General features: G+C 71.5%; 18 protein-coding genes and 1 pseudogene. 12 read left to right on the forward strand and 7 right to left on the reverse strand.

Annotated features, from left to right (window positions below):
• The 4 genes and pseudogenes from FB047_RS17105 to FB047_RS12070 form a co-directional block, all read right to left on the reverse strand.
• Positions 1-273, reverse strand: a pseudogene (locus FB047_RS17105) (hypothetical protein); the annotation flags it as partial.
• Between the two features lie 63 nt (positions 274-336).
• The gene (locus tag FB047_RS12060) at positions 337-1,422 is read right to left on the reverse strand and encodes an ABC transporter permease (RefSeq protein WP_136587459.1); all 1,086 of its coding nucleotides are present in this window, start codon (positions 1,420-1,422) and stop codon (positions 337-339) included.
• On the reverse strand, positions 1,419-2,195 hold the full coding sequence (locus FB047_RS12065; RefSeq protein ID WP_136587460.1) for an ATP-binding cassette domain-containing protein: 777 nt from the start codon (positions 2,193-2,195) through the stop codon (positions 1,419-1,421). Before FB047_RS12065 ends, FB047_RS12060 begins: the two co-directional genes overlap by 4 nt.
• Entirely contained in the window at positions 2,192-2,890 is a 699-nt protein-coding gene (locus tag FB047_RS12070; protein WP_240752779.1) for a nucleoside/nucleotide kinase family protein, read from the reverse strand. The genes FB047_RS12065 and FB047_RS12070 overlap by 4 nt, the downstream gene beginning before the upstream one ends.
• Before the next feature lie 234 nt (positions 2,891-3,124).
• On the opposite strand from FB047_RS12070, the gene FB047_RS12075 reads away from it, so the two are divergent.
• Positions 3,125-3,853, forward strand: a complete 729-nt coding sequence (locus tag FB047_RS12075) for an SDR family oxidoreductase (protein WP_136587462.1) — start codon at positions 3,125-3,127, stop codon at positions 3,851-3,853.
• Between the two features lie 83 nt (positions 3,854-3,936).
• On the opposite strand, the gene FB047_RS12080 is transcribed toward FB047_RS12075, so the two are convergent.
• Both FB047_RS12080 and FB047_RS12085 read right to left on the reverse strand, forming a co-directional pair.
• Positions 3,937-5,184: a D-arabinono-1,4-lactone oxidase gene (locus FB047_RS12080; RefSeq protein WP_136587463.1), complete on the reverse strand. Its 1,248-nt coding sequence runs from the start codon at positions 5,182-5,184 to the stop codon at positions 3,937-3,939.
• 129 nt (positions 5,185-5,313) lie between these two features.
• Positions 5,314-6,474 carry an ROK family transcriptional regulator gene (locus FB047_RS12085; RefSeq protein WP_136587464.1) on the reverse strand — a complete coding sequence of 387 codons (1,161 nt, stop codon included), beginning with the start codon at positions 6,472-6,474 and terminating at the stop codon, positions 5,314-5,316.
• A 68-nt stretch (positions 6,475-6,542) separates the two neighbouring features.
• On the opposite strand from FB047_RS12085, the gene FB047_RS12090 reads away from it, so the two are divergent.
• The 8 genes from FB047_RS12090 to FB047_RS12125 all read left to right on the forward strand — a co-directional run bounded on the left by FB047_RS12090 (position 6,543) and on the right by FB047_RS12125 (position 16,613).
• Positions 6,543-7,028 (forward strand): glutathione peroxidase, encoded by a 486-nt coding sequence (locus tag FB047_RS12090; protein ID WP_136587465.1) that lies wholly within the window; start codon positions 6,543-6,545, stop codon positions 7,026-7,028.
• Positions 7,029-7,250: 222 nt separating this feature from the next.
• A complete protein-coding gene (locus FB047_RS12095; protein ID WP_136587466.1) occupies positions 7,251-8,147 on the forward strand; it encodes an esterase/lipase family protein in 897 nt (298 codons plus the stop codon).
• A 101-nt stretch (positions 8,148-8,248) separates the two neighbouring features.
• Complete coding sequence (gene xylA, locus FB047_RS12100; protein WP_136587467.1) at positions 8,249-9,436, forward strand: xylose isomerase; 1,188 nt, start codon at positions 8,249-8,251, stop codon at positions 9,434-9,436.
• Between the two features lie 195 nt (positions 9,437-9,631).
• Positions 9,632-11,026, forward strand: a complete 1,395-nt coding sequence (gene xylB / locus FB047_RS12105) for a xylulokinase (RefSeq protein ID WP_136587468.1) — start codon at positions 9,632-9,634, stop codon at positions 11,024-11,026.
• A 413-nt stretch (positions 11,027-11,439) separates the two neighbouring features.
• Entirely contained in the window at positions 11,440-12,276 is an 837-nt protein-coding gene (locus FB047_RS12110; RefSeq protein WP_136587469.1) for a class II fructose-bisphosphate aldolase, read from the forward strand.
• Positions 12,277-12,281: 5 nt separating this feature from the next.
• Positions 12,282-13,724 carry an FGGY-family carbohydrate kinase gene (locus tag FB047_RS12115; protein ID WP_136587470.1) on the forward strand — a complete coding sequence of 481 codons (1,443 nt, stop codon included), beginning with the start codon at positions 12,282-12,284 and terminating at the stop codon, positions 13,722-13,724.
• Between the two features lie 34 nt (positions 13,725-13,758).
• Positions 13,759-15,210 (forward strand): FGGY family carbohydrate kinase, encoded by a 1,452-nt coding sequence (locus tag FB047_RS12120; protein ID WP_136587471.1) that lies wholly within the window; start codon positions 13,759-13,761, stop codon positions 15,208-15,210.
• Positions 15,211-15,269: 59 nt separating this feature from the next.
• A complete protein-coding gene (locus tag FB047_RS12125) occupies positions 15,270-16,613 on the forward strand; it encodes an FGGY-family carbohydrate kinase (protein ID WP_167494231.1) in 1,344 nt (447 codons plus the stop codon).
• A gap of 6 nt (positions 16,614-16,619) precedes the next feature.
• Here the strand turns inward: FB047_RS12125 and FB047_RS12130 are convergent, their stop codons facing one another.
• A complete protein-coding gene (locus FB047_RS12130; RefSeq protein WP_167494232.1) occupies positions 16,620-17,366 on the reverse strand; it encodes a GntR family transcriptional regulator in 747 nt (248 codons plus the stop codon).
• A gap of 237 nt (positions 17,367-17,603) precedes the next feature.
• On the opposite strand from FB047_RS12130, the gene FB047_RS12135 reads away from it, so the two are divergent.
• The 3 genes from FB047_RS12135 to FB047_RS12145 are packed head-to-tail and all read left to right on the forward strand — an operon-like array spanning position 17,604 to position 21,232.
• Positions 17,604-18,674 carry a sugar ABC transporter substrate-binding protein gene (locus FB047_RS12135; protein ID WP_136587474.1) on the forward strand — a complete coding sequence of 357 codons (1,071 nt, stop codon included), beginning with the start codon at positions 17,604-17,606 and terminating at the stop codon, positions 18,672-18,674.
• A gap of 33 nt (positions 18,675-18,707) precedes the next feature.
• Positions 18,708-20,213, forward strand: coding sequence for a sugar ABC transporter ATP-binding protein (locus FB047_RS12140; protein ID WP_136587475.1), 1,506 nt, complete (start codon positions 18,708-18,710; stop codon positions 20,211-20,213).
• Positions 20,210-21,232, forward strand: coding sequence for an ABC transporter permease (locus tag FB047_RS12145; RefSeq protein WP_136587476.1), 1,023 nt, complete (start codon positions 20,210-20,212; stop codon positions 21,230-21,232). The genes FB047_RS12140 and FB047_RS12145 overlap by 4 nt, the downstream gene beginning before the upstream one ends.
• Positions 21,233-21,244: the final 12 nt, after the last annotated feature.

Below are 21,244 nucleotides of genomic sequence, written 5' to 3' on the forward strand. Positions count from 1 at the left end.
GTCGACGATGGGCTTCTGCAGGGTGGGGTCGAACTTCTCGGGGCCCTGGGTGGTGACGGTGGCGCCTTCGGTCTTGGCTTCGGCTTCGATGCCGCACTGCATGGAGATGTAGAACTCATCCCCGGCGACGCCCTGCACGAACGCGATCTTGTAGCCCCCGTCGGAACCGCCCGACGCGCCGCCCGAGGCGGCTCCGCCCGAACAGCCCGCGAGGGTCAGGGTCGCCGCCATGCCGAAGACCGTCAGCGCGGTCGCCTTCTTGTTCCACTTCATTGTGATCACCGTTCTTGTTGTCGGGTTGGGTAAGGGGTTGTGAGGGAAGGATGCCGCCGCGGCTCAGCCGCGCCGACCTCCGCTGAGGAACTTGCGCCAGAGGCCTTGAGAGTTGCCGCGCGTGGCGGCGGTGCGGCGCACCTGGTCGACGTACACCGCCGTGATCAGCACCGCGCCCACAGCCACCTGCTGCCAGAACGGCTGCACGCCCGTGATGACGAAGCCGTTCTGCAGCACCGCCGGGATGAACAGGCCGACGACCGTGCCCATGATCGTGCCGACCCCGCCGAAGAGGGAGGTCCCGCCGATCACCACGGCCGCGATGACGTTGAGGTTGGTCTGCGACTGCCCCGCGATCGCCGTCGTGGAGAACTGCGAGAGAGACAGGATGCCGCCGAGCCCGGCCAGAGCGCCCGAGATCGTGTAGATCTTGATGAGCTGCGCGTCGACCTTGACGCCGACGCGGCGGGCGGCGATCTCGCTCGATCCGACCGCCAGCGTGTAGAGGCCGAAGCGCGTGTAGTGCAGCACGATCGCGCCGATCGCGACGACCACGAGGGCGATGACGCTGATGATCGGGACGCTGCCGAAGACGTTGCCGTAGCCGATCGAGACGGTCAGTACGGTGGGGACGTCGCGGATGTCGACGCCGCCGGTGAGGATCTGCGCGAGGCCGAGGGCCATGCCGAGCGATCCCAGGGTGACGATGAGCGGCGGGATCTTCGCCTTCGCGATGAGGAAGCCGTTCAGCAGACCCCAGCACACGCCGCTCAGGATCGCGACCAGGATGCCGACGACGGCCACGCCCCAGCCCTCTCCGCCGAGCGCCCGCATGACGATGGCCGCGACCACGCCCGAGAACACCAGGACCGACCCGACCGAGAGGTCGATGCCGGCGGTGATGATGACGTAGGTCATGCCCACCGCGAGGACCGCGAGGATCGAGGCGTTCTGAATGATGAGGCGGAAGTTGGTCCACTGCGCGAACGAGTCGGGCGCGATGATGCTGAAGACGATGATGATCGCCAGCAGGACGAGGAGGATCTGGAAGGCCTGCGTGCGGAGGATGCGGCGGACCGGGTTGACCTTCTGGTTGTCGTCGAACGTGCCGATCGCGACGGTCTCGGTGGGAGGGGTCGTGGTGCTCACTTCTGGTCGTCCTTCGTGACGGCGCCGGTCATGAGCCCGACGAGTTCTTCCATGGAGGTGTCCGCGGCCTGGATGTTCGCGACGCGGGTGCCCAGGCGCAGCACCTGGATGCGGTCGGAGACGTCGATGACGTGGGGCATCGAGTGCGAGATGAAGACCACGGCGATGCCCTTGTCGCGCACGCGCCGGATGGTCTCGAGCACGTTCTTGGTCTGACGCACGCCGAGGGCGGCGGTCGGTTCGTCGAGGAACACGACGCGCGAGGCCCAGTGCACCGCCCGGGCGATCGCGATCGCCTGACGCTGACCGCCCGACATCTCGCCGACGGGCGAGGTGAGGCTGCGCACCGTGGCGCCGAGTTCGTCGAACGCGGCACGGGAGGCCTTCGCCATGTCCTTCGTCTTCATGAAGCCGAGGGCCCCGGCGAGGCCGGGCCGGCGGATCTCGCGGCCCAGGTACATGTTCTGCACCGGGTCGAGGTGCGGGGCCAGCGCCAGATCCTGGTAGACCGTCTCGATGCCGAGGGAGGAGGCGACCTGCGGATTCGACATGTCGATCGGCTTGCCGTCGAAGCGGATCTCGCCCTCGTCGACCGCGAGGTTTCCCGACAGGGCTTTGACCAGCGTCGACTTGCCCGCGCCGTTGTCGCCGATCAGTGCGGTGACCTCGCCGGGGTAGACCTCGAAGTCGACGTTGTTCAGGGCGCGGACGGACCCGAACTGACGCGACAGGCCCCGCGCCTGCAGCACGGGCGTGGACGTGGTGGTGCTCATGAGGAAGCTCCTTCGTGGTGACCGGCGCCCCGGGCGGGGGCGTCGGAGAGGGTGACGACGAGGTCGGCCCGGTGGCGTCCGCGCTCGACGACGGCGGCGTTGCGCTCGTCGACCTCGCGGACCCAGGCGACGGCTTCGTCGTAGGGGTGGTCGTGGGAGAGGCGGCGGGCGACGAGGCGCTCGCGGCGCAGGTGCGCCTCGATGTCGAGGAACCAGACTTCGTCGAGGCGGGATGCCACGGCATCCCACCCGAAAGCGTCGTGCAGCAGGTAGTTGCCCTCGGTGATGACGAGCGGCACGTCGGCGGGCACGTGCACGGCCGAGCCGATCGACTCCTCCAGGGCGCGATCGAAGCGCGGGGCGTAGACCGCGTGACCGGCCCGGATGCGGTCGAGGAGGGCGATGTATCCGTCGACGTCGAAGGTGTCGGGGGCGCCCTTGCGGTCGCGGCGTCCGAGACGCACGAGCTCCTCGTTGGCGAGGTGGAAGCCGTCCATGCCCACCAGGACGGCATCGAAGCCGAGGGCGGCGAGCAGCGCGTCGCTGACGGTGGACTTGCCCGCGCCGGGGGTGCCGGCGAGTCCCAGAACGCGGCGCTCACCGGTCGCGACGAGAGTGCGCGCACGCTCGACGAGATCGTCGAGGTGCACGGTCGCGGCGGCGATCGGCCGAGCGTTCTGCGAGGTGCGGGTCACGGCGGTGTGGTCCTTCCGGGGACGCCGCACGTCGGAGTGCTGCGTCGATGAAGCGGTCCGGTGGAGGGCCCCACCGGTCGAACTCCGGTTACGGTAAGCCCACCGTGACACCGGTGTCAACACCCGTGACCAATTCGTCATGACACCGAAGTCATCCGCGTGATTCTGTGGTTATCATGGGCCGCGACGACACCGACGTCGTCCACGACACCGAGCCCGCGAAAGAGCCTCCCCATGACCGAATTCACCGACCGCACCATCCTCGTCACCGGCGCCGGTGGCGGGATCGGCGGCGCGACCGTCCGCCACCTCGTCGCCGCGGGAGCGACCGTCCTCGCCGCCGGGCGCACGGCCGACAGCGTCGAGGCGATCGCCGCCGAGACCGGGGCCGAGCCGGTCGTTTTCGACCTCGAGTCCGAGGACGAGATCCGCTCCGCGATCGAGGGCCGCGACCTCTACGGCGTCGTCAACTGCGGTGGCTGGGGCGGCGAGATCGCCACGCCCATGGACACCGACATCGACGTCTTCGACAAGGTCATGAGCATCAACGCGCGCGGCTCGCTGCTGGTCACCAAGTACGCGTCCCGAGAGATGATCCGCGTCGGCAAGGGCGGTGCGATCGTCAACGTCTCGAGCCAGGCGAGCCTCGTCGCCCTCACCGGACACATCTCGTACGGCTCGTCGAAGGCCGCCCTCGACAACATCACGCGCGTCTCGGCCCTCGAGCTCGGCGGATACGGCATTCGCGTCAACAGCGTCAACCCGACCGTCGTCATGACGCCGATGTCAGCGTGGTACTGGGGCCGCCCCGACATCGAGGGGCCCTTCCTCGAGGCGATGCCCCTGCACAAGTGGGCGACCGAGGACGACATCGCCGCCCCGATCGTGTTCCTGCTCAGCGACGGCGCCGGAATGATCTCGGGCGTCTCGCTCCCCATCGACGGCGGCTACTCGAGCCGCTGACCGGCGCGCCGGGAGGCTGGGTCGCCTCCCGGTCGTCGTGCTCCGCGGCGGGATCCAGGTGGATGCCGGGGCCGCGGGCCGGGCTACAGGCCCAGCGTGCGCTCCAGGAACGCGTTGCGGAAGACACCCCGCGGGTCGGCCTCGCGCGCGGTGGCGAGGAAGTCCTCGGCACGGGGGAGGGTGGCGCGGACGGCCTCGCCGGGCATGGTGAACGCCTTGCCCCAGTGCGGGCGCACGTCGAACGGTGCGAGGGCGGCCTCGATGTGCGGCAGCACCGCGAGCACGCCCTCGGTGTCGTTGCGCCAGGTGAAGTGGATCGCGAGCACGTCGCGCCGGTACGCGGGGCTCATCCACAGGTCGTCGGCGGCGACGGTGCGCAGCTCGGTCACCAGCAGCTGCGCGTCGAACGCGGGCGCGATCGCGCGGACCGCGGCGAGGGCGTCGCGCGCGGCGGTGAACGGCACGAAGTACTCGGACTGGATCTCGTCGCCGTCGCTCGGGAGCGCGTCGGCGCGGAAGTGCGGGAGCCGCGTGTGCCACGGCCCGGCCGACCCGCGCGGGGTCGTGTTGTCGACCGTGCGGATGCGACCGAGGTGGATGTCGTCACCGACCGGCCGGCCGCCGAGATCCTCGACCCAGGCCGGGGCCCCCGCGTCGTTCTTGGCCCACACCAGGTCGTGCGCCGGGTCGCCCCACGTCGTGAAGACGCTGACGCTGCGCGACCCGCCGAACACCCGCTCGGGGTCGCCCGCGATGTCGTCCCAGGCCACGCCGGTGTACGCCTGCTGGGTCACCTCGTACGTCGGCTCGGTCTGCAGCTCGACGGCGGTGACGACGCCGAGGGCGCCCAGGCTCAGGGCGGCCGCGCCGAACCACTCGTGCGTCTCGTCGATGCGGTGCGTGCGGCCGTCGGCATCCATGATCTCGACGGCCCGCACCGCGCTCGAGAGGTTTCCATTGCGCACGCCCGATCCGTGCGTTCCGGTCGCGGTGGCGCCCGCGGCCGAGATGTGCGGGAGCGAGCCGAGGTTGTGCAGCGCCCGGCCGTGCGCCTCGATCACCGGAGCGAGCTGCGCGAAGGTCACGAGTCCCTCGACCCGCACGCGATCGCCGACGAGGTCGACGCGCGTCGGCATCCGCTCGAGCGACACGAGAGCCGCCGCGGAATCGGCGATGTCGTTGAACGTGTGCCGGGTCGCCTGTACGCGCAGCGAATCGGCGGATGCCACGACCTCGGCGAGCTCGTCGAGGTCGGTGGGCAGCAGCACCTCGGTGGCGCGATAGCGATGGTTGCCCGACCAGGTGGCTCCGGCGGAACGCGTCTCGATCATGGAATCTCCTGGGGTGGGACGGGGCGGACGCCTCCATCCTGCCCCGTCCCACCGACATCGGGGCGGGCCGGCACCGGCTCCGCCGACCGCGGCCCGGGCCGACGCCTCTCCGCGCGCGGCCGGCCCCGGTCAGCGCGCGGGGAACAGTGCGGCCTCGAACACGGCCTCGGCCGCGCCGACGAGCAGGCGGTCCTCGCCCAGTTCGGCGACGGCCACGCGCAACCCCTCGGCGCACGCGGGGATCGTCTGCGCCCGCACGGCCCGATCGAGGCCGTCGAGGTCGAGTTCGGCGAGAGCGGCGAGGAAGCCTCCCAGCACGATCACCGCGGGGTTCATGACGTTCGCGGCATTGGCCAGGGCGGTCGCGAGGATCCGCCGCTGGCGCTCGGTCTCGGCGCGCACCGCGGCGTCGGAACTGCGGGCGAGGGCGTCGCGCAGGGCCGCGTCGTCGAGGGCGCCCGCTCCCACCGCGTCGAGCAGCAGGGCTCGGCTCACCTCGTCTTCGAGCACGCCGTCGGCGGCCCGACGGTCGCCGGGGTCGACGATGCCGGGACGGTTCTGGCCGAACTCGCCGGCGTACCCGCCTGCGCCGCCCAGGGGATTCCCGCCCACGATCACGGCCCCGCCGATACCGCTCGCGCCGCCGTTGAGGTAGACCACGTCGTGCACCCCGCGCGCGGCGCCGAACAGGTGCTCGGCCACCGCGCCGAGGGCGGCGTCGTTGGCGACGTGCGAGGGCAGGCCCGTGGCATCCGTCATCAATCCGGCGAGCGGCGCGTCGTGCCACCCGAGGTGCGGCGCCTCGCGGACGAGTCCGTCCCCGGCCCGCACAGGCCCCGGCACCGCCACGCCCACCCCGACCGGTCGCGCGTCGGCGAGGACGCCGCCCCGCCAGAGATCGAGATGGATGCCGACGAGCTCGGCGGTGCGCGCGGGGGTGAGCAGCGCGTCCTGGGCGAGGCGCTCGCGGACCACGATCGTGCCGTCGAGAGCGACCGCGCCGAGGTCGAGGGCGTCGACCTCGGGATTCACCGCGATCGCGACGACGCGCGGGTCGGGTTCGACGATCGGCGAGGGGCGTCCGACGCGTCCCTGCGTCTCGGACGCGCGCTCGACGACGAGGCCCGCCCGCTGCAGCTCTCCCACGAGATCGGCGATCGTCGAGCGGTTGAGGCCGGTCGCCTCGGTGAGGGCGGCGCGGGAGCGCGGGCCCTCGCGATGGACGGTGCGCAGCACGAGTGCCAGGTTGGCGCGGCGCATGCCGTCGCCCCGACTGCCCGCGGTGACCATCCGACCACTGTGCCATGCGCCGGACCGATTCCCACCCCGGGCAAAGCGCGCGGTGCCAGGATCGGAGCATGGACCTCTCCGGCATCCCCATCACGACCATCCGCGGCGAAGAGACGACCTTCGGCGACCTGACCGCCGGCAAGGCGGCGCTCGTCGTGAACGTCGCTTCGCGGTGCGGCCTCGCCCCGCAGTACGAGGCGCTCGAGGCGCTGCACAAGAAGTACGCCGACCGCGGGTTCACGGTGATCGGCTTCCCCAGCAACCAGTTCCTGCAGGAGCTCAGCGACGAGGACAAGATCGCCGAGTACTGCTCCGCCACGTGGGGCGTGACCTTCCCGATGTCGGAGAAGGTGAAGATCAACGGCCGCAACGCCCACCCGCTCTACAAGGAGCTCACGACGACCCCGGATGCCGAGGGCAAGACCGGTCGCATCTCGTGGAACTTCGAGAAGTTCGTCGTCGCCCCCGACGGTCGCGTGACGCGCTTCAGCCCGCGCACCCTGCCCGACGCCCCCGAGGTCGTCGCGGCGATCGAGGACGCGCTCCCGCGCTGAGGCCCGGCCCCGCCGCGCCCGGCCCCGCCCGCCTCCGCTCCTGCGGCTCCCGGCGCGCCCGGCCCCGGCCCCGGCCGCCGCTGCTCCGGCGGAGTCTCCCGACGCTCCGGAGCGGGCCGGGCCGGCGCGGTATGACGCGGACACGCGACCGGCCCGGGCCGCGGTCGGCCGGTGTCGGCGGTCTGCCCTATCCTGACCGGGATCCGACCCGAAGGAGTCCTCATGGCCGATGCCGTCGTCCTCGTCTCCGGTGGTGCCGCTGTCACCCCGTTCACCGACCCCGAGCGGGCGGCGGCGACGGGGTTCGCGGCCGGCAACACCATGACGGCGCTCCGTGCGCACCACCTCGACCGAGGGGTGCCCGTGTTCACGGCGCCCGCCCGCATCGGGGCGGGGACGGTCGAGCGGGATGCCGGGTGGCAGGGCTTCGACGACGTGCCTGTCGTGCTGTCGGACGCGGTCACGATCAACGCCGTCGGACGGATCGACGACGCCGGGGTCTCGCTCGCCGCCTTCCTGCGGTGGCTCGCCGGCGAGCAGGGGCTGGCGAGCATCGACCTCGTCGGTCACTCGATGGGCGGACTGTTCTCGCGCGCCGCGATCCGCGAGCTCGCGGGCGGCGGTCCGCGGGTGGAGCATCTCGTGACCCTGGGCACGCCCTGGGACGGATCGGTCCTCGGAGACCTGATCGACGGCGAGATCTCCGAGGCCGATGCCCAGGGCGACCCCGCCACCCTGCAGATCCTCGCCGAGGCCCGCCCGTACGCGGCCGCGAACTCCGAGGGGGCGGCCGCGGAGGTCTCGCGTCGGTACCTGCGCGGCTGGAACGACCGTCAGGTGGGCGTGCTCGACGGCATCCCGGTGACCGCCGTCGGTGCCGGGTACTTCGCCGCGTCGACCGCGCCGGCGCAGCTGTGGCCCCACGACGGCTTGGTCTCCCTCGCCAGCGGCCGTGCCGATCACGTGCCCTCCGCGGTGCTGCCGATCGTCGAGCGGCACGCGTTCGACGACCACGTGCACAGCATCTTCTTCGCCGAGGCGTTCGGTCTGCCGTGGGAGCGCGCGCTCACCTGGGACCCCGAGGTGTTCGCGGTGGTGGACGCGGCGCTCGGGCGCTGACGCGGGGGTGGACGCCGCGGCATCCGGGGTATATGTTGTGAGCACCAACAAAACCGACGGTGCGTCACCGCGCACCGGTGCGTCCATGCGAAGGAGCAGGAATGCCCACCCCCACCCGCGATGACAAGTTCTCGTTCGGCCTCTGGACCGTCGGATACAACGGCACCGACCCCTTCGGCGGTCCCACCCGCAAGCCGCTCGACGTCGTGCACGTCGTCGAGAAGCTCGCCGAGCTCGGCGCCTACGGCCTGACGTTCCACGACGACGACCTCTTCGCGTTCGGCTCGACCGACGCCGAGCGTCAGACCCAGATCGACCGCCTCAAGGGCGCGATGGAGGCCACCGGCATCGTGACGCCGATGGTCACGACCAACCTCTTCTCGGCCCCGGTCTTCAAGGACGGCGGCTTCACCTCGAACGACCGTCAGGTGCGCCGCTTCGCCCTGCGCAAGGTGCTGCGCAACCTCGACCTCGCCGCCGAGCTCGGCGCGAAGACGTTCGTCATGTGGGGCGGCCGCGAGGGTGCCGAGTACGACTCCGCGAAGGACATCCGTCAGGCGCTCGAGCGCTACCGCGAGGCCGTCAACCTGCTCGGCGACTACGTCACCGACAAGGGTTACGACATCCGCTTCGCCATCGAGCCCAAGCCCAACGAGCCCCGCGGCGACATCCTGCTGCCGACGCTCGGCCACGCGATCGCGTTCATCGACTCGCTCGAGCGCCCCGAGCTCGTCGGCCTGAACCCCGAGGTCGGCCACGAGCAGATGGCCGGTCTGAACTTCGCCGCCGGCATCGCCCAGGCGCTGTACCACGGCAAGCTCTTCCACATCGACCTCAACGGTCAGCGCGGCATCAAGTACGACCAGGACCTCGTCTTCGGTCACGGTGACCTGCACAACGCGTTCGCGCTGGTCGACCTGCTCGAGAACGGCGGCCCCGGCGGTGTGCCCGCGTACGACGGCCCCCGCCACTTCGACTACAAGCCCTCGCGCACCGAGGACGAGACCGGCGTCTGGGACTCCGTCTCGGCCAACATGAACACCTACCTGCTGCTCAAGGAGCGCGCCGCGGCCTTCCGCGCCGACCCCGAGGTGCAGGAGGCGCTCGAGGCCGCCAAGGTCGCCGAGCTCGCGAAGCCGACCCTGAACGAGGGCGAGTCGTACGACGACCTCCTCGCCGACCGCTCGGCGTACGAGGACTTCGACGTCGACGCCTACCTCGGCGGCAAGGGCTTCGGCTTCGTCCGCCTGCAGCAGCTCGCCACCGAGCACCTGCTCGGCGCGCGCTGAGCGTCGGAGGGACCCGGATGCCGCGGCATCCGGGCCCCTCTCCTCAGCGTTGAGTGTCCACGACACGCGGATGCGGTCGCGCGCGATTCGCGTGTCTTGGACACTGAACGGTGGTGGGGTGCCGACCCGGCGGGGCGGCGCTGACGGAACGGAGCGCCGGCCCAGAGTCGGGCGGCGCGGACAGAGGGAGTGAGCATGGCGCTCGTCATGGGAGTCGACTCGTCGACGCAGTCGTGCAAGGTGGTCGTCGTCGACGCCGAGACCGGGCGCGTGGTGCGCGAGGGGCGTGCGTCGCATCCCGCCGGCACCTCCGTCGACCCCGAGGCCTGGTGGAGCGCGCTTCAGGATGCCATCGCCCAGGCCGGTGGTCTCGACGACGTCGCCGCCGTCTCGATCGCGGGGCAGCAGCACGGCATGGTCGTGCTGGATGCCGAGGGGGCGGTCATCCGCGACGCCCTGCTCTGGAACGACACCCGGTCGGCGCCGGCCGCGCGCGACCTGATCGACGAGGTCGGAGCGGCGGAGTTCGCGGAGCGGACGGGGGCGGTGCCCGTGGCGTCGTTCACGGGCACGAAGCTGCGCTGGCTGCGCGACGCCGAGCCCGACAACGCCGCGCGCGTCGCGGCCGTTGCGCTGCCGCACGACTGGCTGACCTGGCGTCTGCGCGGCTTCGGCCCGGGGAATGCCGTGCTCGAGGAGCTCGTCACCGACCGCTCCGACGCCTCGGGTACCGCGTACTGGGGCGCGGACGGGTACGACGACGACCTGTTCGTGCGCGCCCTCGGCCACGACGCGGTGCGCCCGCGCGTGCTCGCGCCGTGGGAGAGCGCGGGCACGCTGCCCGGCGGGGCGCTCGTGGGACCGGGCGCCGGCGACAACGCCGGCGCGGCCCTGGGCCTCGGCGCGGGGGTCGGCGACGTGGTCGTCTCGCTCGGCACCTCGGGCACCGTCTTCGCCGTAGCCGACGCCCCCGCGCGCGACACCACCGGCACGGTGGCCGGGTTCGCCGACGCGACGGGAAAGTTCCTGCCGCTGGTCGCGACCCTCAACGCCGCGCGCGTGCTCGACGCCGTCGCGGGTCTGCTCGGCGTCACGCACGACGAACTCGGCGCCCTGGCGCTCGAGGCCGAACCCGGCGCCGACGGCGTGGTGCTGGTGCCGTGGTTCGAGGGCGAACGCACCCCGAACCTGCCGAACGCGACGGCGTCGCTGACGGGTCTGACCCTGGCATCCACCACTCGTCCGACGCTCGCGCGCGCTGCGATCGAGGGGATGCTGAGCGGTCTCGCGGTCGGCCTCGAGGCGATCCAGGCGCAGGGCGTCGAGGTTCGCCGCGTGCTGCTGATCGGCGGGGCGGCCGCGAACGACGCCGTGGCGCGCATCGCGGCGCAGGTGTTCGACGCCGAGATCGTCGTGCCGGCGGCGGGGGAGTACGTCGCTCTCGGTGCCGCGCGCCAGGCGGCGGGGGTGCTCGCGGGCGGTCCGGTGGACTGGACCGTGTCGACGACCCGCGCGGTCGATCCCGACCACCGCCCGATCATCCGCTCGCAGTACGACGCGGTCGCGGCGCTGCGCGCGACGGAGAGCTGACCGCGCGAATCGAGGTGGATTCGGCGAACCCGGATACGCCAGAGTAGGACAGGACCCGTCGACGCCTTGTAAGGGGGGCGTCGGCGGGTTCTTCGCGGGAGCGCTCCCTCAGGGTGTCGAGCGCCCCGATCAATCGCCGCGCGTTCGCGCATCCGTCCTCCCGGCGGGGGTCGCGACGACGGCGGTCCGCGCCCCCGCGTCTGCGCGCGTTCGCTCTTCCCCGAGGGGCTGAGTGAACCTCGGCGGCGTACTTCGAGCGCCGATGCGCTTCCCTGTCATCCATCTTGTACGTACAGACTGGACGATATGGACGTTACGCACTACGCTGACATCCAACGCGGAAGGGACCGCGGACGGATCGACCCGGGACGCCTCGCCGTCCCGCCTCCGTCACCACAACGGAGGGACTGCCCATGCCTTTGGTCAGCGGACACGACGTCATCCAGGAGTGCACGGCCCGCGGGCTCGTGGCGGGGGCGTTCAACACCACGAACATCGAGACGACCATGGGCATCATCGATGCGGTCGAGAAGGTCGGTGTGCCGACCTTCATCCAGGTCGCTCCGACGAACGTGAAGCTCTCCGGCTACGAGTACGTGTACGACATGGTCGCGCGGCGCCTGGCGGACACGACCGTGCCGGTCGCCCTGCACCTCGACCACGGCAAGTCGCTCGCGGCCGTCGAAGCGGCCCTGGCCGCCGATTTCACCTCGATCATGATCGACGCCTCGGAGGAGCCGCTGGCCGAGAACACCGCCACGTCGGCGACGGCGCGGCGCATGTGCGGTGCGTCGATCGCCCTCGAGGCGGAACTCGGCAGCATCGGCGGCAAAGAAGACGACGTCGCCCCGGAGTTCGCCAGCACGACGGACCCCGCGCAGGTGCCCGACTTCGTCGCCGCCGTCGGCTGCGACATGCTCGCGGTGTCGGTGGGCAATGTGCACGGGTACGCGCCGAACGCCCGCATCGACTTCGACCTCCTCGAGCGCGTGCGCGCGGCCAGTCCGGTCCCCCTCGTCATCCACGGCGGCTCGGGCCTGCCCGAGGAGCAGCTCGGCCGCCTGGCCGACTTCGGTGTGGTCAAGGTCAACGTCGCGAGCGACCTGCGCAACGCCATGATCCGCAGCTTCGGCGAGGCGTACGCCGCGAACCCGAACGAGAATTCCCTCATCCGGGTCTCCCTCGACGCGGTCGCGGCGATCTCCGACGTCGTCGAGCGCCGTATCCGCATGCTCAACCCCTCCCTCTGACGCGCATGACCCCCACGATCACGGTCGACATCGGCACGACGAGCATCAAGCTCTGCGTGTTCGACGGCGACGGCGCTCTCGTCGCCTCGCGACGCGTCGCGACGCCCACCGTCGGCGACGGGGTCGGCGAGGTCTACGACATCGAGGCGCTCCTCGACGCCGTCCGGGATTTCGTCGCGGGTCTGGAACCGGCTCTGCGTCGCGCGGTCCAGCGCATCGCGCTCACGGGCGTGGGTGAATCGGGAGGGCTCGTCGGCGCCGACCTCTCGCTGCGATCGCCCATGATCCTCTGGCACGATCAGCGCGGCGCCGCCCTGCTGCGAGACGTCACCCCCACCCAGCGGGAACGCGTCTACGCCGTCACCGGGTTGCCCGTCAACGCGAACTACGCGCTGTCCAAGGTCGCGTGGGCGCTGGCTCACGCCGAGGGCGACACCGGCGGCGCCCTGTGGCTCAACGTGTCGGAGTTCGTCGCCGCGCTGCTGACCGGGCGACGCTGGTCCGAGCCCTCGCTCGCCAGTCGCACCATGGCGCTCGACCTGCGCGAACGGCGCCCCTCGCGCGAGGTGTGCGCGCTCCTCGGCGTCGATCCGGCGATCTTTCCCCCGCTGCGTCCGGCGGCGCTCGGCGTCGCGATGGACCCCGCGATCGCGCGCACCTGGGGCCTCGACGAGGTGACGGTCCACGTCGCCGGCCACGATCACATGGTCGGGGGCGTCGGCGCCGACCTCCAGCCGGGGGAGATGCTCGATTCCACCGGGACCACCGAGGGGATCCTCACGCTCGTGCGCGATCCGCGGACGGATGCCGCCACCGCGGCCACCAAGATCGCGGGCGGTCTCGCCTGCGACGGCGAGTTCTTCACGCTCTTCGCCTCCATTCCGACGGGAGGCTCGGCCTTCGCGACGGTGCGCTCGCTCCTCGATCGCGACGAGGCGGAGGTGCTCGCGCTCATCGACCGCGCTCACCGTGCCTACCTCGACGACGAGATCGATCTCGGCCGGATTCCCCTGGTCCTCCCGCGTTTCCGCGGCAGCCCGCCCCCGGACAAGGATGCGAGCGCCCGCGGTGCGATCGCGGGCGTGGGCACCGACACCACCGCCGTCGAACTCGTGTTCGGGTGCTTCCTCGGGCTCGCCCGCCAATTCGCGGACGTCTGGGCCCTCTTCGGCGCGGAACTGGACCGCGTGAAGGTCATCGGGCCCGCGGCATCCAACCCCCTCTGGCTTCAGCTCAAAGCCGACCTGCTCGGCGCTCCGGTCAGCGCCGCCGGCGTCGACGAGATCGTCTCCCGCGGAGCGCAAGCGCTGGCGCACGGCATCCGCCGCCCCTGGGAGGACGCGCTCCCTCGCGAGATCGCTCCCGACCTGCGACGCCACCGGATGCTGCAGGACGGGGTCTCCTCCTCCGCCGCGCGCTGGGAACACCTGAAGGCGATGCCGGCGTGACCGCCGCACGCTCCTCCGAACGAAAGGCGCAGCGATGAGGCTCGTCGCGGGAATCGACTCGTCCACCCAGAGTTGCAAGGTCACCGTGCGCGACCTCGACACCGGGGCCTGCATCCGAGAGGGATCGGCGCCGCACCCCGCCGCGACGATCGTCGACCCGGACGTGTGGTGGTACGCCCTCCTCGACGCCGTGCACGCGGCGGGAGGACTCGACGACGTGCTCGCGGTGTCGGTGAGCGGGCAGCAGCACACGCCGATCTTCCTCGACGCGACCGGAACCCCCGTGACCGCGTCGCCCCTCTGGAACGATGTGGGCTCCCACCCGCACATGGTGGCGCTGAACGCCGAGCTGGGCCGGGACACCTGGATCCGGCGGACCGGTCTGCCCCTGACCCTGTCGGACACGGTCGTCAAGGCGCGCTGGTTGCGAGACGAGCTCCCGGATGCCGCCGCCCGCACCGCGGCCATCGCCGTGGTGCACGACTGGCTCACGTGGCGTCTGCGCGGATTCGGTCCCGGGACGGGGGGCATCGACAGCCTCGTCACGGACCGGTCGGAGGCGTCGGGGACCGGATACTGGTCCGGCGAGACGGGGGAGTACACCCCCGATCTTCTCGAGCACGCGTTCGGGCGCCAGGTCGTGCTGCCCGTCATCCTCGGCCCCCTCGATCGCGCCGGGGTGACGGCGGCCGGACTCCCCGGCATCCCCGCCGGCCTTCCGATCGGGGTCGGCAGCGGCGACAACGCCGCCGCGGCTCTCGCGCTGGGTCTCGAAGAGGGGGACGCCGTGCTGAGCCTGGGCACATCGGGCGTCGTCTACGCGCGGACGGCAGATCCGGTCCACGACTACGCCGGCTACGTCTGCAGCTACGCCGACGCCACCGGCGATCACCTGCCGATCGTCGCGACCCTGAACGCGGCGCGCAACCTGCAGGTCGGTGCAGAACTGCTGGGATGCACGCACGACGAGCTCGCCGAACTGGCGCTCGCGGCACCCCCCGGAGCGGAGGGACTGACGCTGCTGCCGTACTTCGAGGGGGAGCGCACGCCCGACCTCCCGCACGCGCGGGCGGCCGTGCTGGGCGCCAGCCTGTCGAACTTCACGCGCGCGAACATGGCGCGCGCGATCGTCGAGGGGACAGTGGCGAGCCAGGTCGCGATGCTGGACGCGCTCGCCGCGTGCGGCGTGCACTCGCGCAGGGTGCTGGTGATCGGCGGGGCGGCCAAGAACCGTGCCGTGCAGCGCGTGCTGGCCGAGCTCGTCGACCTGCCCCTCGCGGTGCCGTCGGCGGACGAGTACGTCGCCAAGGGCGCCGCGATGCAGGCGGCGGCCGCGCTCACCGGTTCCTTCCCCCGGTGGCCGGTGGAGACCTCTCCCGTGGCCCCCGCACCGCCCGCGCCCCAGGTCGTGCGGCAGCACCACGACGCGCAGATCGCCCTCGGCTACCTCGCGAGCGCTCCGTCCCCCACGCCCGCGCGCGTCTGAGTCGCGCCGCTAAGGTCGAGGGGAGGGCGCACGTCCTCGCTCCCCGGGAGGAATCGACGGTGACCCTGCGCGCACGCCTCCCCGTCGCGGTGGGCATCGACGTGGGCAGTACCAACACCAAGGTCGTCGCGGTGACCGCGGACGGCGCCGTCGTCGCTCGCGCCAGTCGTCCCACGCGGCGCGCCGGAACCGATCTCTCCGTCGACGCAGCCGCTCTGGTGCTCGCGATCGAGGACATGGTCGTCGAGGTCTGCGGCGACAGCCGCGTGATCCACGCCCTCTGCGTCGCCGGGATCGGGGAGGACGGCGTCCTCGTCGACGGGCTGCTGCGCCCGTTGACCCCCGCCCTGGCGTGGTTCGACCCGCGGCGTCACGCCGTCTTCGAGGCGCTGCGCCCCGACCTCGTCGACGACGACAGCTTCGACGTCGACACCGATCCGGTGCGCTCGCTCATCGGCTGGCGGTGGGCCCGGGCGCAGCCGGGTGTCGAGCGCGCCGCCGCGTGGATCGCCCTCACCGACCTCCCCGCCGTCGCCTGGACCGGCCGCGCCTTCCTCAGCGACACGCTCGCCCCGCGCACGGCGGCCTGGCGCAGCGGCGATCGAGCCTGGGATCGCGATCGCGTGGCCGTGTCCCTCGGCGACGACAGCCTGCTGCCGCCGGTCGTCCCCACCGGCGCGGTGGTCGGCGAGATCGTGTCGCCGGCGCTCCGCGCGGCGGGGGTGATGGCGGCGGATGCCATCGCCGTGGCCGGCGGCCACGATCACCCGATCGGAGGGTGGGGCGTGCAGCTCATGGTCCCGGGGGCGGTGCTCGATTCGATGGGCACGGCCGAGGTGGTGGTCGCTCAGTCGTCGTCCGCGCGGCGGCGGGGCGACGACCACGTCGATGTGGCCCCCGGCATCCGCGCCTCCGGCAGCACCCTGTTGCGCGTCGAGGAGTTGGCGCGCAACGTGCAATGGGCCTCGCGCGACGCCGAAGTGGGGCGCGCGATCCGGCACCTGTTGATCGGTCGCTCCGCGCCGCTGCCGCTGTGGGAGTCGGGCTGGTTCGTCCCCGGTCAGCGGGGCGGAGGGCAGCCGTCGTACTCCCCCGACGCGCCGAGCGATCCCCGGGCCCGCGCATCCGCGGTGCTGGGAGCTCTCGCGGTGGCTGGTCGCGACGCGGTGGACGCGGTGCGACGCGACGTCGGCGGCACGGCCGAGGTCCGCATGGCCGGGGGGTGGGTGCGCTCCCCGGGGTGGATCGCGCTGAAGGCCGCGGTGAACGGCGCGCCCGCGGTGCCCATCCTCGAGCCGGAGGTCACGGCCGTCGGAGCCGCGCTGCTCGCGGCGACCGCGCGCGGTTGGCGTCCCGACCCGGTCGACGCCCTCGGAGGCTTCGTCAGCGGGATGCTGGGGTGAGGCAGCTCAGCTCGCCGAGACGCTGACCTCGAGCGGGATGACGTCGGTGAGCACCCAGGTCTCGTAGTAATCGAACCGTGTTCCATCGGCCGCCCACGACGAGGAGCGCACGCGCAGCACGGGGTGGCCCGGCTCGACGTCGAGGTGCGCGGCGACCGCGTCCGGTGCGGCCAGGGCGTGGATGACCCGCTGCGCGCCGCTGCTGATGAAGCCCGCCGATCGGAGGTGACTGTTCAGCGAGGCCGAGCCGTCGAGCACGCCCGATTCGCTCGCGATCGTGCGTGCCACGTCGCGGGGGAACCAGTTCGTGCTGTACATGGCCCGGCGACCGTCGAGGGCCCGGACGCGCTCCAGCGCGAACACCTCGGTGTCGGGGCCGACGCGCAGGGCGTCCGCGACATGGGCCTCGGGCGTGACGTAGCCCGAGTGCACGACGGTGGTGGTGATGCCCGTGCGTCCGTGCCGCAACTGCGACTCGAGGAAGCCCTCCTGGACCGTCCACCCGGCCGTCTGGCCGGGGACGCTCGCGAACACCCCGCGCCGCGGGATGCGGTGCGCGTACCCGTCGTTCTCGAGCTTGGTCAGCGTCTGGCGCACCGTGGCCCGCGAGAGGCCGAACTCGCGGCAGAGTTCGAGCTCGCTGGGAAGGCGTTCCTCCTCGGCGATCTCGCCCTGGGAGATCTGCTCGCGCAGGATCTCGTACAGCTGCTCGTAATACGGCACGGGGGAGACCCGTTCGATCGTGTGCGCCACGTGATTCTCCTCGTCGTCGTGCGCATCGTCGCGCCTTCGTCGTACGTTTGGTTCTGACTGTACAGACGGTGCGGATACCCGATCCCGCGAACCCCCGAACCTTCGTCTGCTCGCATCTTCTGATTTGCGCTGTACATTCTGTACGTACAAGACGTACGATACGGGCAGGGCTTCGGTCCTGTACAGCGAAACCGCCATCTACCCCAGAGGCTTCTGCACTTCAGAGAGGAAGTACGCATGCGAACTTCACCCATCACCGGACTCGCCCTCCTCGGCGCCGGCGCGCTGCTGCTCGCCGGATGCGCGGGCGGTGCATCCGGCGACGCCGGCTCCGGATCCGGCGAGCCGGCCGACACCCCGCTGAGCTACTCGCAGCCCCACACCGACCCGTTCCAGAACGCTGAGAACGTCGGCTCCATGGAGCGCTTCGCCGAGCTCGGTTACGCCACCATCCCGGCGACCAACGCCGACCGCGACGCCGCCCAGCAGATCACCGACATCCAGACGCTCATCAACAAGGGCGCCAAGGGCCTGGTCATCTCCGTCGGCGACGCCGACGCGATCGTCCCGGCCATCGAGTACGCCAACGACTCGAGCGTCCCGATCGTCGCGATCGACGAAGCTCCCGCCTCCGGCAAGATCGCCATGATCGTCCGTGCCGACAACGTCCAGATGGGCGAGCTCGCCTGCGAGGAGATGGGCAAGCGCGTCGCGGCCGACGCGGTCGTCGTCACCCTCGACGGCGACCCGGTCACCTCGAACGGTCGCGATCGCACCAACGGGTTCAACGACTGCATGGCCTCGAAGTACCCGGGCGTCAAGCTCGTGAACGTCGCCACCGAGTGGGACCCCGCGAAGGCGGCATCCGGTATCGAAACCGCGCTGAACCAGTACGGCAACGTCGCGGGCATCTACAACCAGAGCGACGCGACGTTCTTCCCGACGATCCTCGACACGCTCAAGTCGGCAGGAAAGCTCGTGCCCGCGGGGCAGACGGGCCACATCGTGCAGGTCTCGGTCGACGCCAGCCCGATGGCGATGAACGCGATCCGCGACGGATGGCTGGATGCCGCCGTCGCCCAGCCGATGACCGACTACATCGACTACGGCGTCGACTACCTCACCCGCGCCATCAAGGGCGAGAGCTTCCAGCCGGGAGCCACCGACCACGGCAGCACGATCGAGGAGCGCAACGGCAACCTCGTCGACCTGCTGCCCACGCCCGTCGTCACCAAGGACAACGTCGAAGACCCGGAACTCTGGGGCAACAAGCAGTTCGCCCTCGACGCGTTCGGCGTCAGCAAGTAACCCGGCCATCCACCCCAGCGAGACGGAGACGTCATGACCATCCTCACGACCACCGTGCCCGCCATCCAGATCGACGGCGTGAGCAAGACCTACGGTGCGACGAAGGCTTTGCAAGACGTCTCCGTCTCGATCCTCCCCGGGCAGGTGCACGGCCTCATCGGGCGCAACGGTGCGGGTAAATCCACCCTGCTGCGCATGATCACGGGCCTCGAGACGCCCGACACGGGGACGGTGAGCTTCTTCGGAGAGGCGGCCCCGCCGGCATCCGACCCGAAGGCCTGGCAGCAGCGCGTGGCCTGCGTGTACCAGCGGCCCTCGGTCTTCGCGAATCTCACCATCGCCGAGAACCTCTTCGCGGGGCGCCTGCCCACCACCGGCGCCCGCGTCTCGTGGGCGAAGATGCAGTCCGAGGCCGAGCGGATCCTCGACGCGTGGAACATCCGCCTCGACCCGAAGCTGCTGCTCGCGGACGCTCCCATCGAGGAGCGTCAGATGCTCACGATCGCGAAGGCGCTCGAGGCGGGCACGCGCATCGTCCTGCTCGACGAGCCCACCGTCCAGCTCGAGGGCGCCGCCATCCGCCGCCTCTTCGACAAGGTGCAGGAGCTGCAGGAGGCGGGCGTCACCTTCGTGTTCGTCTCGCACTTCCTCCGGGAGGTCACCGCGATCTGCGACTCGGCGACCGTGCTGCGGGACGGGAAGCTGCTCTGGTCGCGCACCGGTGACGACATCCGCTCCGACGACCTCGTCGACGCCCTGCTCGCGGGCCAGGAGCAGCGTCGGCACCGTGCCGAGAACACCGCTCCGGCGCTCGACGCCCGACCCGCCGTGCAGCTGCGGGGCGCCACGGATCGGGAGGGGGCGTTCACGGACGTCACCCTCTCGGTCGCCCCCGGTGAGCTGGTCGCCATCGGCGGCGTGGGCGGATCGGGCAAGTACTCCGTGGGCGAGGCCATCGCGGGACTCCGGTCGCTCGGCAGCGGGGAGATCGTCGTCGCGGGGGATCCGATCCGCACCGGCGACGTCAAGGCGAGCCAGCGGGCGGGCATCGGCTTCGTCCCCGCCGACCGGCACAAGGACGGATACGTCCCCCAGCTCAGCGTCGCCGAGAACATGACCATGGGCGTCATGGACCAACTCGCCCCGCGCGGGTTCTTCTCGCCGCGAGCCCAGACCGAGATGTCGCGCACGCTCATCGCCGACGTGGCCCTCGTGCCGCCGGACCCGCGGCTCGCCGTGTCGGGTCTGAGCGGCGGCAACCAGCAGAAGGTCGTTCTGGCGCGGGCGCTCGCGCGCTCCCCGCGCGTGCTGGTGCTCATCTCGCCCACCGCGGGTGTCGACATCGCCGCGAAGGACGCCATCTACGCCCTGATGCTGCGGGCCCTGGCCGACGGCGTCGCGGTCATCCTCATCTCCGACGACGTCGAGGAGCTGCTCGTCAGCCCCCGCGTCCTCATCATGCGCGAGGGACGGATCTCGTCCGAACTCGCCGATCCCACCGAAGAAGACATCGTTCGAGCCATCGAAGGCCTGGAGTGAACACCGTGCGAACCACCGTCGTCCGAACCCCCGTCAGCACCCCGAACCCCGTGGTGCGCTCCGTCGTGAAGAACGTGCGCGAGCTGAGTGTCCTGCCGGGCCTCATCATCGTCGCGATCGTCGGAGCCCTCGTCAGCCCCGCGTTCCTGTCGGCCGCGAACCTCACGCTGATCCTGCGGCAGTCCGCCGAACTCGGCATCGTCGTGATCGGCCTGACCTTCATCCTCATCACCGGCAAGCTCGACATCTCCCTCGAGTCGACCGTGGGCCTGGCCCCGATGGTCGCCGCGTGGCTGATGGTGCCGGCCGCGATGGGCGGCCTGGGCTCCGAGATCGGGCCCGGGGTGGCCATCCTCGTCACCCTCGCGATCGGCGTCCTGATCGGGTTGATCAACGGCTTCCTCGTCGTGAAGGTCAAGCTCGATCCGTTCATCGTCACGCTCGCGATGCTGATCCTGCTGCGCGGCATCACGCTCGGCGTCAGCCAGGGCAAGACCCTCGCGGGCCTGCCCGAGGCCTTCCGCTACGTCGGTTCGGCGCGCTGGGTCGGCATCCCCGCGGCGATCTGGATCACCGGCATCCTGTTCCTCGTCGCCGGGCTCGTGCTGCGCTACACCGCGTGGGGCCGTGCGCTCTACGCGATCGGCGGCAACGCCGACGCGGCCCGCGCCGCCGGCATCCGGGTCGACGCCGTGCTCATCACCGCGTTCGTCGTGGCCAGCGCGCTCGCCGCCTTCGCCGGTCTCATGCTCGCGGGGCGTCTCGCCTCGGTCACCAGCGGCATGGGCGACAACCTCATCTTCAGCGCGCTCGCCGCGGCCGTCATCGGCGGCGTGCAGCTCAACGGCGGGCAGGGTCGCATCGTGGGGGCGCTCCTGGGCGTGCTGCTGCTCGGCACCCTGACGAACGTGCTCACGCTCGCCGGCGTCCCCACCTTCTGGATCAACGCCGTGTACGGTGCGGTCATCCTCCTGGCGCTGCTCGTCGGCCGCTGGGGCGCCCGCTCGAACGCGCACTGAGACCGAGCCCGC

Source organism: Microbacterium hydrothermale, from assembly GCF_004854025.1.
Lineage (GTDB): Bacteria > Actinomycetota > Actinomycetes > Actinomycetales > Microbacteriaceae > Microbacterium > Microbacterium hydrothermale.

What these genes read in the sequence shown, in the direction of transcription:
- xylA (WP_136587467.1), top strand. Translation starts at nt 8,249, where the DNA reads ATGCCCACCCCCACCCGCGATGACAAGTTCTCGTTCGGCCTCTGGACC.
- FB047_RS12090 (WP_136587465.1), top strand. Translation starts at nt 6,543, where the DNA reads ATGGACCTCTCCGGCATCCCCATCACGACCATCCGCGGCGAAGAGACG.
- xylB (WP_136587468.1), top strand. Translation starts at nt 9,632, where the DNA reads ATGGCGCTCGTCATGGGAGTCGACTCGTCGACGCAGTCGTGCAAGGTG.
- FB047_RS12080 (WP_136587463.1), bottom strand. Translation starts at nt 5,184, where the DNA reads ATGATCGAGACGCGTTCCGCCGGAGCCACCTGGTCGGGCAACCATCGC.
- FB047_RS12140 (WP_136587475.1), top strand. Translation starts at nt 18,708, where the DNA reads ATGACCATCCTCACGACCACCGTGCCCGCCATCCAGATCGACGGCGTG.
- FB047_RS12135 (WP_136587474.1), top strand. Translation starts at nt 17,604, where the DNA reads ATGCGAACTTCACCCATCACCGGACTCGCCCTCCTCGGCGCCGGCGCG.
- FB047_RS12075 (WP_136587462.1), top strand. Translation starts at nt 3,125, where the DNA reads ATGACCGAATTCACCGACCGCACCATCCTCGTCACCGGCGCCGGTGGC.
- FB047_RS12095 (WP_136587466.1), top strand. Translation starts at nt 7,251, where the DNA reads ATGGCCGATGCCGTCGTCCTCGTCTCCGGTGGTGCCGCTGTCACCCCG.
- FB047_RS12115 (WP_136587470.1), top strand. Translation starts at nt 12,282, where the DNA reads ATGACCCCCACGATCACGGTCGACATCGGCACGACGAGCATCAAGCTC.
- FB047_RS12110 (WP_136587469.1), top strand. Translation starts at nt 11,440, where the DNA reads ATGCCTTTGGTCAGCGGACACGACGTCATCCAGGAGTGCACGGCCCGC.
- FB047_RS12085 (WP_136587464.1), bottom strand. Translation starts at nt 6,474, where the DNA reads ATGGTCACCGCGGGCAGTCGGGGCGACGGCATGCGCCGCGCCAACCTG.
- FB047_RS12120 (WP_136587471.1), top strand. Translation starts at nt 13,759, where the DNA reads ATGAGGCTCGTCGCGGGAATCGACTCGTCCACCCAGAGTTGCAAGGTC.
- FB047_RS12065 (WP_136587460.1), bottom strand. Translation starts at nt 2,195, where the DNA reads ATGAGCACCACCACGTCCACGCCCGTGCTGCAGGCGCGGGGCCTGTCG.